Origin of the sequence: Variovorax sp. V118 (assembly GCF_041154445.1) — a bacterium.
Taxonomy (GTDB): Bacteria; Pseudomonadota; Gammaproteobacteria; order Burkholderiales; family Burkholderiaceae_C; genus Variovorax; species Variovorax boronicumulans.
Genome location: NZ_AP028663.1, coordinates 3,385,273 through 3,397,780 on the forward strand (window position 1 = coordinate 3,385,273; position 12,508 = coordinate 3,397,780).

Annotated in this window: 7 protein-coding genes; 5 read left to right on the top strand and 2 right to left on the bottom strand. The window is 70.8% G+C overall.

The annotated features are described in order from the left end of the window. Positions 1 to 11: 11 nt before the first annotated feature. Positions 12 to 2,480 carry a DNA internalization-related competence protein ComEC/Rec2 gene (locus ACAM52_RS15695; protein ID WP_369647575.1) on the bottom strand — a complete coding sequence of 823 codons (2,469 nt, stop codon included), beginning with the start codon at positions 2,478 to 2,480 and terminating at the stop codon, positions 12 to 14. A 121-nt stretch (positions 2,481 to 2,601) separates the two neighbouring features. On the opposite strand from ACAM52_RS15695, the gene ACAM52_RS15700 reads away from it, so the two are divergent. The 5 genes from ACAM52_RS15700 to ACAM52_RS15720 all read left to right on the top strand — a co-directional run bounded on the left by ACAM52_RS15700 (position 2,602) and on the right by ACAM52_RS15720 (position 11,250). Beyond that, positions 2,602 to 6,102, top strand: a complete 3,501-nt coding sequence (locus ACAM52_RS15700) for a DUF2126 domain-containing protein (protein WP_369647576.1) — start codon at positions 2,602 to 2,604, stop codon at positions 6,100 to 6,102. 78 nt (positions 6,103 to 6,180) lie between these two features. Further along, positions 6,181 to 8,925 (top strand): circularly permuted type 2 ATP-grasp protein, encoded by a 2,745-nt coding sequence (locus tag ACAM52_RS15705; RefSeq protein ID WP_369647577.1) that lies wholly within the window; start codon positions 6,181 to 6,183, stop codon positions 8,923 to 8,925. A 40-nt stretch (positions 8,926 to 8,965) separates the two neighbouring features. Then, positions 8,966 to 9,787, top strand: a complete 822-nt coding sequence (locus tag ACAM52_RS15710; protein WP_369647578.1) for a basic amino acid ABC transporter substrate-binding protein — start codon at positions 8,966 to 8,968, stop codon at positions 9,785 to 9,787. A 15-nt stretch (positions 9,788 to 9,802) separates the two neighbouring features. Next, positions 9,803 to 10,795 (top strand): transglutaminase N-terminal domain-containing protein, encoded by a 993-nt coding sequence (locus ACAM52_RS15715; protein WP_369647579.1) that lies wholly within the window; start codon positions 9,803 to 9,805, stop codon positions 10,793 to 10,795. After that, a complete protein-coding gene (locus ACAM52_RS15720) occupies positions 10,792 to 11,250 on the top strand; it encodes a RidA family protein (RefSeq protein WP_062476784.1) in 459 nt (152 codons plus the stop codon). Before ACAM52_RS15715 ends, ACAM52_RS15720 begins: the two co-directional genes overlap by 4 nt. Positions 11,251 to 11,274: 24 nt before the next feature. On the opposite strand, the gene ACAM52_RS15725 is transcribed toward ACAM52_RS15720, so the two are convergent. Continuing rightward, a complete protein-coding gene (locus tag ACAM52_RS15725; RefSeq protein WP_369647580.1) occupies positions 11,275 to 12,468 on the bottom strand; it encodes an ABC transporter substrate-binding protein in 1,194 nt (397 codons plus the stop codon). Positions 12,469 to 12,508: the final 40 nt, after the last annotated feature.

The window sequence follows — 12,508 nt, forward strand, 5'->3', positions numbered from 1 at the left end:
GTTTCGGACCGTCATGGCATGCGGTGGCGCCAGTAGCGCAGGTCGTGCGCGCGTTCACACTTCACCTCGGCCGGCGCCGGGCTCGCCCAGTGGGCGGCGCCGCAGCGGGGACTGTCGATCACCCGCACGCCGCGTTCGACATAGCGCGCCACCACCTCGGGCGCGGGGTGGCCGAAGCGGCTGCGGTAGCCGGCCTGCACGAGCGCGATGCGCGGGCGCACGGCGTCCAGGAAAACCTCGCTCGACGAGGTCTTGCTGCCATGGTGCGGCACCAGCAGCACGTCGGCCGCAAGCCCAGGCGTTCGCGACACCAGCGCGGCCTCCTGCAGGCGCTCGATGTCGCCGGCCAGCAGCACCGTGGCGCGGCCGTTGCCGATGCGCAGCACGCACGACACGGCGTTGGGCCGCGTGAAGCCGAGGTAGTCGCTGTCATAGGGAAACAGCACCTCGAAGTCGACGCCGTCCCAGGTCCAGCGCTGCCCGGCCTCGCAGCGGCGCGCGGGGCGCAGCGCCTGCAGCGGGTGCCCGGCCTCGATGGAGCTCAGCAGTGCCGCCTGCGGCTGCATGGCGAACACGGCGGGTGCGCCGCCGGTGTGGTCGATGTCGCGGTGGCTCAGCAACAGCAGGTCGAGCCGTTCGCCGCGTGCGCGCAGCAGCGGCACGAGTACGCGGTGGCCCGCGTCGCTGTCGAGCCCGTAGCGCGGGCCGGCGTCGTACAGCAGGCTGTGCGTGGCGGTGCGCACGAGCACCGCGTTGCCCTGCCCGATGTCGGCGGCGAGCAGGTCGAACTCACCCACCGCAGGTCGCGCCGGCTGCCACAGCAGCACCGGCAACAGCAGCGGCAGGCCAAGCGCGCGCACCGACCACGGCAGGCGCATCGCCAGCAGCACGCCGCCCGCCACGCCGCTTGCGGCCAGCCACGGCGGCGGCGCGGCCATCGACAGCGTGGCGAACGGCAGGCCGGCGAGCGCCTGCAGCAGCAGCGCGAACAGCTTCACCGCCCCGGCGGCCACGTCCCACAGCGGCGGCACCGCCACGCCGAGCATCGCCAGCGGCGTGATCACCAGCGTCACCCACGGGATCGCGAGCGCGTTGGCCACCAGCCCGACCGCCGACACCTGCTGGAACAGCAGCAGGCTCAGCGGCGTGAGCGCCAGCGTGATCGTCCATTGCTCGCGAAAGAAGCGGCCCAGGCGCGTGAGCGCGCCCACCCGCCCCTCGCCCGGCACGGCCGTGGCGGAGGCGAACAGCACCGCCACCGCCACGAAGCTGAGCCAGAAGCCGGCCTGCAGCAGCGCCCACGGGTCGGCGGCCACCACGACCGCCGCCGTCAGCAGCCAGACGTGCGGCCACGGCCAGCGCCGACCGCTCAGGCGCAGCAGCGCCACGGCCGCGAGCATCCAGACCGTGCGCTGCGAGGGCACGCCCCAGCCGCTGAAGAGCGCGTAGAGCGCGGCCAGCAACACGCCGCCGGCGAGCGCGGCCTGTTGCGCGGGCAGCCGCAGCATGAGCCGGCTGCTGCGCCGCCAGAGCGCGCCGACCACATGCGCCGCGAACCACGCGAACAAGGTGATGTGCAGGCCCGAGATCGACATCAGGTGCGCCACGCCGGTGGCACGGAACACGTCCCAGTCGGCACGGTCGATGGCGCCCTGGTCGCCGGTGACGAGCGCGGCGATCACGCCGGCCTGACGCCGATCGTCCACGCGGGCGAAGACGGCATCGCGCACGGCTTCGCGCGCCCGCTCGATCGGGTGCCGCCACGTCGTGCCCAGCAGGCGCGGCGCGGGGTCGCGCGCCCCGGCCCGCACGTGGCCCTGCGCGTGCACGCCCTGCTCCCACGCCCACAGTTCGCTGTCGAAGCCATGCGGATTGAGGTTGCCGTGCGGCGCGCGCAGGCGCACGGTCAGTTGCCAGCGCTGGCCGGCATGCACCTCGCCCACGGTGCGTGCGACGGATGCGCGACGTTCGGCGGGCTGCTCCCACATCCCGCCGTAGTCGCCGTACCAGGCGAGCGCGATGCGTGACGGCACCGTCGGTGGCGCAGCGTCAGGCAGGGCCTCGGCCCACTGCGCCGTCTCCACATCGAAACGGAAGCGCGTTCCGATCTCGCTGCGCTGAGGCATCTGCGAGACCACGCCCGTGAGCCGCAGGTCGCGTCCTTCGAGCTGCGGCTCCAGCGCCCCTTGCGCGTAAGCCGTGGCGCGCCATCCGGCCAGGCCCGCGCCGGCCATCGCACCGCAGGCCAGCGACAGCATCAGCACGAACAGCCGAGGCCCACGCCACCGCCACAACAGCCATCCGCCGCCGAGCCCCACGAGCAGCAATGCGACGTAGACACCCGCCGCCCACAACAGCGGCTGGCGCAGCTGCACCGCCGCGCCGAGCAGCGTACCGCCCAGCGCAACGAAGGCCCCCCACCCACCCGCGACAGCCTCGGACGCACGCCGCGACTGCCCTCCCGACACCCCGGAATCCATGATGCAAACCCTCCCCCAACCCACGCTCGATGGCGCGTTAATTGCTTGGCAACTGGGCTAGTATGCGTCTCACCAGAGACATCTTTTCGATGCAACCTCGCTGCACTGCACGCCCCTACGCATGTCCATCCACGCCGCACTCCACCACGTCACCCACTACACATACGACCGCCTGGTGCAGTTGGGCCCGCAAGTCGTGCGACTGCGCCCCGCGCCCCATTGCCGCAGCAATGTGATCTCGTACTCGCTGCGGGTCGAACCGGCCGAGCACTTCGTCAACTGGATGCAGGACCCGTTCGCCAACTACCAGGCGCGGCTCGTGTTCCCCGAGAAGACGCGCGAGTTCAAGGTCACGGTCGACCTCGTGGTCGAGATGGCGGTCTACAACCCCTTCGACTTCTTCCTGGAGCCGCAGGCCGAGAACTTCCCCTTCAAGTACACGGCCTCGCAGGCCGAGGAGCTGGCGCCCTACCTCGTCACCGAGAAGCCCACGCCGCTGCTGCAGGCCTACCTCGACAAGATCGAGCGCAAGGAACAGCGCACCATCGACTTCCTGGTCGGCATCAACCAGCAGGTGCAGAAGGACGTCAGCTACCTCATCCGCATGGAGCCCGGCGTGCAGACGCCGGAAGAAACGCTGAGCAACGGCAGCGGCTCGTGCCGCGACTCGGGCTGGCTGCTGGTGCAGTTGCTGCGCCACTGCGGCCTGGCCGCGCGCTTCGTGTCGGGCTACCTGATCCAGCTCACGCCCGACGTGAAAGCGCTCGATGGCCCCAGCGGCACCACGGTCGACTTCACCGACCTGCACGCCTGGTGCGAGGTGTTCCTGCCGGGCGCCGGCTGGATCGGCCTGGATGCCACCTCGGGCCTTCTCGCCGGCGAAGGCCACATCCCGCTGGCTTGCACGCCCACGCCGTCGAGCGCCGCGCCCATCGAAGGCGGCGTCGACGAGTCCGAGGTCGAGTTCAGCCACGAGATGAAGGTCACGCGCATCTACGAATCGCCGCGCGTCACCAAGCCCTACACCGAAGAACAATGGGCCGAGGTGCTCGCGCTCGGCGACGCGGTCGATGCGCGCCTCGTGGCCGGCGACGTGCGCCTCACGATGGGCGGCGAGCCCACCTACGTGGCCACCAGCGACCGCGATGCGCCCGAATGGAACACCGACGCGCTCGGCCCCACCAAGCGCGGCTACGCCACCGAGCTCGTGCACAAGCTGCGCGCCGAGTACGGCCAGGGCGGCTTCCTGCATTTCGGCCAGGGCAAGTGGTACCCGGGCGAGCAGCTGCCGCGCTGGGCGCTGTCGATCTTCTGGCGCGCCGACGGCCAGACGCTGTGGCACGACCCCGAGCTGTTCGCCGACGAACGCTTTCCCACGCACTACACGAGCGAGGACGCGCGCCGCTTCACCACCGTGCTGGCGCACAAGCTGGGCCTCACCGAGCGCTACATCCAGGCCGGCTACGAGGACACCTACTACTACCTGTGGCGCGAACGCCGCCTGCCGGTGAACGTCGACCCCTTCGACTCCAAGCTCGACGACGAACTCGAACGCGTGCGCCTGCGCCGCGTGTTCACGCAGAAGCTCGACGCGGTGATCGGCTACATGCTGCCCATCGAGCCCGGCAACGCCAACAGCGACACGCCCGCGCTCGCCGGCCCCGGCTGGAAGACCGGCCCCTGGTTCCTGCGCGACGACCGCCTGTTCCTGATCCCGGGCGATTCGCCCATGGGCTACCGCCTGCCGCTCGACTCGCAGCCGTGGGCGAGCAAGGGCGACTACCCCTACCTCATCGAGCGCGACCCGACCGCGCCGCGCGCCGCGCTGCCCAGCGCGTCCGACTACCGCGCGCGCTATGCCACCGCCACGCCGGTCGCCGGCGCCGACCTGGGCGAGGTGCCCTACACCTTCGGCACGCCGCCCGTGGTGGCCGCGTCGCTGCGCATGCAAAGCCCCGGCGATGCGGCGAAGGGCGATGCGGCAGCCGCCGCTGATGCCGCCACGCCCGCCACGCGCCAGCCGCTGCGCGGCGAATCGGCCCACTGGGTCACGCGCACCGCGCTGTGCGTCGAGGTGCGCGACCCGCGCCGCGCCAACGGCCCCGCGGCCGAGAAGAAAGGCAGCGCCTCGGGCGTGCTCTACGTCTTCATGCCGCCGCTGGCGCGCCTGGAGGACTACCTCGACCTCGTCGCCGCCGTCGAAGCCACCGCGCAGCAGCTCGGCGTGCGCATCGTGATGGAAGGCTATCCGCCGCCGCGCGATCCGCGCCTGAAGATGCTGGCCGTGACGCCCGACCCGGGCGTGATCGAGGTCAACATCCACCCGGCCCACAACTGGAAGGAACTGGTCGCCCACACCGAGTTCCTCTACAACGCCGCATTCGAGACCCGCCTGTCGGCCGAGAAGTTCATGACCGACGGCCGCCACACCGGCACCGGCGGCGGCAACCACTTCGTGATGGGCGGCGCCACGCCCGCCGACAGCCCCTTCCTGCGCCGGCCCGAGCTGCTGGCCAGCCTGCTGCTGTACTGGCACAACCACCCGTCGCTGAGCTACCTGTTCTCGGGCATGTTCATCGGCCCGACCAGCCAGGCGCCGCGCGTGGACGAGGCGCGCAACGACCAGGTCTACGAACTCGAAATCGCGTTGAAGGAGATCGCCAAGAACCGCGAGATCTACGGCCAGAACATGCCCGCATGGCTGGTCGACCGCACGCTGCGCAACATCCTGATCGACGTGTCGGGCAACACGCACCGCAGCGAGTTCTGCATCGACAAGCTCTACTCGCCCGACTCCAGCACCGGCCGCCTCGGCCTCCTGGAACTGCGCGCCTTCGAAATGCCGCCGCATGCGCGCATGAGCATCGCGCAGCAGCTGCTGATCCGCGCGCTGGTCGCCCGCTTCTGGGACGCGCCCTACCAGGCGCCCGTCACCCGCTGGGGCACCGAGCTGCACGACCGCTTCCTGCTGCCGACCTTCGTCAAGATGGACTTCGACGACGTCATCAGCGAGATGCGCCAGGCCGGCTTTGCCTTCGATGCCGACTGGTTCGCGCCGCACTTTGAGTTCCGCTTCCCGCTCGTGGGCCAGATGCAGTCGATGGGTGTGGAGCTGTCGCTGCGCAACGCGCTGGAGCCCTGGCACGTGATGGGCGAGGAAGGCTCGGCCGGGGGCACGGTGCGCTATGTCGACTCGTCGCTGGAGCGCATCGAGGTGCGCGTGACCGGCCTGAACGAGAGCCGCCACGTCGTCACCGTCAACGGCAAGGTGCTGCCGCTGCAGCCCACGGGCGTCACCGGCGAATTCGTCGCGGGCGTGCGCTACAAGGCCTGGAACCCGCCCTCGGCGCTGCACCCGAGCATCCCGGCCCACGCACCGCTGACCTTCGACCTCGTCGACACCTGGATGAAGCGTTCGCTGGGCGGCTGCCAGTACTTCGTCGCCCACCCGGGCGGTCGCAACTACGACACCTTCCCGGTCAACGCCTACGAGGCCGAGAGCCGTCGCCACTCGCGCTTCACGCGCACCGGCCACACGCCGGGCCTGCTGCGCACGCCGCCGGCCACCATCGAGCTGCCGGGCAGCCGGGAGTTTCCGTTCACGCTGGACCTGCGGCGCTGACCGGTCCGAGGACTCAGGGGGAACCCTGTCGCACCGCCGGATCGGCCCCGGTGACGGTGATGTGACAATCTCCCCCCTGTGGAACCCCTGAACGAATCCCTGTTCGACGCCCAGGCCCCGGAGCATCCGGCGGCGCTGGCGTCTTCGCTCGCGCCGGCTGCCCTGCCTGGGCATTTCGACGAATTGCGGGGACAGGCGACGCCCGTGGCGCCCTCGCGGCCGGTGGCGGGCGCGGCCCCGGCGCCCGCCGCGGCCCCGCTGCTGTACGACGCCGCCGAGGAGCGACCGACCCCGTCGCAATCGCAGTCCCAGTCACAGTCGTCCTCGCAATCACAGGCACAGGAACCTTCACCCTCCAGCGACCAGCCTCCGCTCACCCCCGCCTGGAACGCCTTCTTCGAACAGCTCGGCCCCGGCGGCATCAACGACCTGCCGCGGCGCGCGGTCAGCCTGGAGCGGCAGATCCGCGACAACGGCGTCACCTACAACGTGTACGCCGACGCCAACGGCCCGCAGCGGCCGTGGTCGCTCGACCTGTTCCCGCTGATCGTCTCGCCCGAGAGCTGGGCCCAGATCGAGGCCGGCGTGCAGCAGCGCGTGCGCGTGCTCGACCGCGTGATGGCCGACGCCTACGGCCCGCAGCAGCTGCTGGCCGAGGGCCTGCTGCCGCCGGCGCTGGTGCGCGGCCACCCCGGCTACCTGCGCGCGCTGCACGGCGTGAAGCCGGCGGGCGACACCTGGCTGCACATCGCCGCCTTCGACCTCGCGCGCGGCCCCGACGGCAACTGGTGGGTGGTCTCGCAGCGCACGCAGGCGCCTTCGGGCCTGGGCTACCTGCTGGAGAACCGCCTGGCGATCACGCGGCAGTTTCCGCAGGCCTTCGAGGCGTTGCAGGTACAGCGGCTGGCCGCCACCTACAGCGCCATGATGGAAGGCCTGCAGCGCATGTGCCCCTCGGGCTCGCCGCCGCACATCGCACTGCTCACGCCCGGCCCGTACAACGAGACCTACTTCGAGCACGCCTACCTGGCGCGCTACCTGGGCCTGACGCTGGTCGAGGGCAGCGACCTCACGGTGCGCGACCAGCGCCTGTACCTGAAGACGCTGCAGGGCCTGCGCCCGGTGCATGGCCTCATCAAGCGGCTCGACGACCAGTTCCTCGACCCGCTGGAGCTGCGCCCCGACTCCACGCTCGGCGTGCCCGGCCTGCTGCAGGCGATCCGCGCGGGCAACCTGCTGGTGGCCAACATGCCGGGCTCGGCGTTTCTCGAATCGCCGGCGCTGCTGGGCTTTTTGCCGGGGCTGGCGCTACGGCTCATCGGTGAAAAACTCAAGCTGCCGGCGCTGCCGACCTGGTGGTGCGGCGAGCGCGCCGCGCTCGAGGCGGTGCTGCCGCAGCTGGGCGAGAGCGCCATCAAGCCGACCTACCCCGGCTTCCAAGGCCGCTCCAGCTTCGACGCCGTGTTCGGCAGCCAGCTCGGCCGCCGTGAAATCGACGAATGGGCGGGCCGCATCGTGCGCGAGGGCGACGTCCACACGGTGCAGGGCTACCTGCCGCTGTCGCAGATGCCGACCTGGGCCTGCGACCTCGGCCCCGGCCACATCGCGCCGCGCGCGCTGATGCTGCGCGTGTTCGCGGTGAGCGACGGCCCGCAGTCGTGGCGCGTGCTGCCCGGCGGCCTGGCGCGCCTGGCGGGCCCCGATGCGCAGATCGCCTCGATGCAGCGCGGCGGCAGCAGCGCCGACGTCTGGGTGCAGACGCACGGCGAGGTCGACCGCACCACGCTGCTGCAACCGCACGCCACGCCGGCCTCGCTCGCGCGGCACCGCGCCCCGGTCACCAGCCGCGCGGCCGAGAACATGTTCTGGCTCGGCCGCTACACCGAACGCGCCGAGAACGCGGTGCGGCTGGCGCGCCTCACGCTCAACCTGCTGGGCAGCGAAGACCAGTCCTCGCGCCCGTTGCTCGAATGGCTGCACCGCATGGCGGTGCGCAATGCGCTCGTGCCGGCCGAAGCGCCGAGCGCGCCGCAGTCACGCCGCGTGTTCGAACGCGCGTTGATCGCCGAGCTGGGCGACGTCGACAACGGTGGCAGCGTGGGCTACAGCCTGCGCAGCATCCGGCAGGCCGCGGCGGCCGTGCGCGAACGGCTGTCGCAGGACAACTGGAACCAGATCGTGCGCGCCGAAAGCGACTTCCTGCGGCGCGCGGCCGAGCAGGCCGGCGAAGGCAGCTTTGCCGCCAGCGCCGCCCTGCGCGCGCTCGAATCCGCCAGCACCGCGCTGGCCGCCATGACCGGTGCGCAGACCGACCGCATGACGCGCGACGACGCATGGCGGCTGCTGTCGATCGGCCGCCACATCGAGCGGCTGGGCTTTCTCTCCAGCGCGCTCGAGGCCGGCTTCGCCAACGGCGCGGTGCACGAGGTGAGCGGCTTCGAGGCGATGGTGGCGCTGTTCGACAGCACCATCACCTTCCATGCCCGCTACCAGCAGCGCCGCGACGTCGCCACGCTGGTCGACCTGCTGGTGCTCGACGCCGAGAACCCGCGCTCGCTGGCCTGGGTCACTCAGACGCTGCGCGGTCGCATCGCAAGGCTCGCAGGCAGCGCACCAGGCAAGCTCACCGCCCTGTCGTACGAGCTGCCCGACCCCGCCACCTGGACGCTCGAACACCTGTGCGCGGCCGGCCCCGGCGCCGACTACCCCGCGCTGGTCGAGCTGCTCGCCACCTGCGAGACGGCCGCGTACCACGTGTCCGACGCCATCGGCACGCGCTACTTCACGCTCACGTCCGAATCGCTGCGCTCCGTGGGCGCCTGATTCCATACCTACACAACGATATTTCGAAGGAGGCATTTCCATGTCCGGCATCGCCCTCAACCGCCGTCTCACACTGACCGCCGCCAGCCTCCTGGTCGGCCTCGCGCTCGCCGGCTGCGGCAAGCAGGAATCCGCCGCGCCTGCGGCCGCTTCGGCACCGCCGCCCGCCGCCGCGCCGCGCGTGCTGGTCGTGGGCACCGACGCGGCCTACACGCCCTTCGAATCGCAGAACGAAAAGGGCGAGGTCGTGGGCTTCGACATCGACGTGGTGAAGGCCATCGCGCAGAAGGCCGGCATCGAGGTGAAGTTCGTCAACACGCCGTGGGAAGGCATCTTCAACACGCTCGAGCTGGGCGACCGCGACCTGCTGGTGTCGGCCATCACCATCACGCCCGAACGCCGCCAGACGATGGACTTCTCGCAGCCCTACTTCGAGGCCCGCCAGCTCATCGCCGTGAAGAGCGACTCGACGGTCGCGAAGTTCGACGACATCAAGAAGCTCAAGGTCGGCGTGCAGAACGGCACCACCGGCGACGAGGTGGTGGGCAAGCTGCTGGGCAAGTCGAGCACCGACATCAAGCGCTTCGAGTCGACGCCGCTGGCGCTCAAGGAACTCGAAGCCGGCGGCGTGCAGGCCGTGGTGGCCGACAACGGCGTGGTGGCCCACTACCTGGCGAACAACCCGGGCGGCGGCTTCAAGACCGTGAGCGACGCCGGCTTCTCGACCGAGCAGTACGGCATCGCCGTGAAGAAGGGCAACGCCGAGCTGCTGGCGAAGATCGACAAGGGCCTGGCCGACATCAAGGCCGACGGCACCTACGCCAAGATCTACGCCTCGCACTTCGGCGCCGAGTCCAAGTAGACAGCGAGCCGCGCGATGCTGCTGCACGTCACCCACGAAACGCGCTACGCGTACGCGCCGGCGGTCGAGACGGCGCAGCACCTGGCGCACCTGCGCCCGCTGGCCACCGCGTCGCAGGAACTCGTGAGCCACCAGCTCACGATCGACCCCGCGCCCGCACAACGCAACGAGGTGCCCGACCTGTACGGCAACACGCGCGCCTTCTTCGCGCTCGAGACCACGCACGACCACCTCATCGTCACGGCCGAAAGCGTCGTGAAAACGTCGGCACCCGTGCTCTCGCCCGCCGTGGCGCGCGAGCTGCCCTGGGAGACCGTGCGCGAGCGCTTTCGCTTTCGCAAGGACGCACCGTTCGACCCCGCCTCGGAGTTCGTGTTTCCCTCGCCGTACGTGCCGCGCCATGACGACTTCGTGGCCTACGCGCGCGCCAGCTTCGTGCCCGAGCGCCCCACCTTCGACGTGGCGATGGACCTCATCGAGCGCATGTACCGCGACTTCGCCTACGACGCCGACAGCACCGAGATCAACACCCCCGCCGTCGAAGCCCTGGCGCAGCGCAAGGGCGTGTGCCAGGACTTCGCCCACATCCTCATCGCGTGCTTTCGCGCCATGGGCCTGCCGGCGCGCTACGTGAGCGGCTACCTGCTCACGCAGCCGCCACCGGGCCAGCCGCGCCTGGTGGGCGCTGATGCCTCGCACGCGTGGGTGTCGGTGTACCTGCCCGGCGAGGGCGAAGGCCCCGAGAGCGTGGGCGGCTGGGCCGACTTCGACCCCACCAACGGCCGCCAGCCCGGCGAGGACTACGTCACGCTCGCCATCGGGCGCGACTACTCCGACGTCTCGCCGATGCGCGGCGTGCTGCATGGCGGCGCACGCCACACGCTGCATGTCGGCGTGACCGTGCAACCCGTGGGGGAAGTGGTGCAGCTGCCGGCGTCGGCGGCGCAAACACAGACACAATCACCCCCGTCATCGTCATCATCATCCCCAGATCAGGAGTCTCCATGAGCGTTTACGACAAGCTTTCCAGCCTCGGCATTTCCCTGCCCCCGGTGTCCGCACCTGCCGCCGCCTACGTGCCCTTCGTGCAGACCGGCAACCTCGTGTTCCTGTCGGGCCACATCGCCAAGAAGGACGGCAAGGTCTGGGTCGGCCAGCTCGGCGCCAACATCGGCACCGACGAAGGCAAGCAGGCCGCACGCGCCATCGCCATCGACCTGCTCGGCACGCTGCACGCGGCCGTGGGCGACCTGAACAAGGTCAAGCGCATCGTCAAGGTGATGAGCCTCGTGAACTCGGTCGGCACCTTCACCGAACAGCACCTGGTGACCAACGGCGCCAGCGAGTTCTTCGCCGAAGTGTTCGGCCCCGAAAAGGGCGCGCATGCACGCAGCGCCTTCGGCGTGGCGCAGATCCCGATGGGCGCCTGCGTCGAGATCGAGCTGATCGCAGAGATCGGCTGATCTTTCTCCTGGGCGGCTCCGTTCTTAGTGAATGAGCCGCCCTCCGTTTCCGATCATTGAAAGCGTCACTGGGTGCGGACGCACACCCGGATCGTCGCCACTCGACACCGGAATCCCCTCGATCTCACGCCGCAGCATCAGCTTCATGGCGTCCTGCATCGAGCGGCGCGGTGAAGCGGCCAGCGCCGAGCGCGCCGCCTCCACCGTCACCATCGCCACCACGTACCCTTCCAGCGAAAAATAGCTGAACTCGTCGCGGCCCATGTGGCTGCGCATGTCCTGCTGGTAGCGCTGCACCAGCGGCGACGTTGCCAGGCGCGGGTTCGGCATGACCTGCGAGATCACCGTGCCGCGCGCCGCCGGCCCCACGCTCTTGGCGAGCACCTCGCCGTTGACGATCGAGAGCATGTACGGCGTCGGCCTCGCAACACCACTCTCCGCCGCCAGCCCCGACAACAGCTTCACCCCGCACGGCGTCACGCACAGCGCGAACAGCGCATCGGGCTTGGCCGCGCGCACGCTCGCGGCCAGCGCGGCGCCGTCCATTTGCGCCAGCGCCACGCCCTGCTGCCCCACGAGTTCGATGCCCGCGCCGCGCAGCGCGGTCTCCAGCGCCGCAAACGCGTCGCGTCCCAGCCCGTCGTCCTGCCAGACCGCGAACACGCGCCGCTGCCGCACCGACACGGCCTGCGCGACCAACTGGCGCACCTCGTCGGCGTAGCTTGCGCGCAGGTGGTAGATGAGCGCGCGCTGCGCGCCGTGCAGCGCCGACGCGCCGGTCATCGCGCCGATCAGCGGCGTGCCCGCCTCGCGCATCGTCGGGTAGGCCGCGTCGATGTGCGAGGTGCCGGCCGACAGGCCCAGCGCATCGACCTTGTCCTGCACCACGAGCTGGCGGATGTTCTGCGTGTGGCGCTCCACCGAGTAGCCGTCGTCCAGCGCGCGCCACACCAGCTTGTGGCGCCCGAGCAGGCCGTCGCGCTGCACGCGCGCCAGGTAGGCGTCGATGCCGTCCTTCACGTTGCGCCCGGCCTCGCCGAGCGGCCCGCTCAGCGGCAGCGACTGCCCCACCACGATCTCGTCGGCGCGGCCCGGCAGGCCCAGACACAGGAGGAGCAAAGGCGCGAGCCAGCGGTAGACCATCGTCGTGTCGTCCTTGCCGGCGTCGCCGGCCGTGGGGCAGCCTGAAGCAGGCGGGCCCCGATCTTGGCGGCGCACCGCACGCGGCGGCCATCGGACATTTCCGGCCGGCGCTACG

What these genes read in the sequence shown, in the direction of transcription:
- ACAM52_RS15695 (WP_369647575.1), bottom strand. Translation starts at nt 2,480, where the DNA reads ATGGATTCCGGGGTGTCGGGAGGGCAGTCGCGGCGTGCGTCCGAGGCT.
- ACAM52_RS15700 (WP_369647576.1), top strand. Translation starts at nt 2,602, where the DNA reads ATGTCCATCCACGCCGCACTCCACCACGTCACCCACTACACATACGAC.
- ACAM52_RS15710 (WP_369647578.1), top strand. Translation starts at nt 8,966, where the DNA reads ATGTCCGGCATCGCCCTCAACCGCCGTCTCACACTGACCGCCGCCAGC.
- ACAM52_RS15715 (WP_369647579.1), top strand. Translation starts at nt 9,803, where the DNA reads ATGCTGCTGCACGTCACCCACGAAACGCGCTACGCGTACGCGCCGGCG.
- ACAM52_RS15720 (WP_062476784.1), top strand. Translation starts at nt 10,792, where the DNA reads ATGAGCGTTTACGACAAGCTTTCCAGCCTCGGCATTTCCCTGCCCCCG.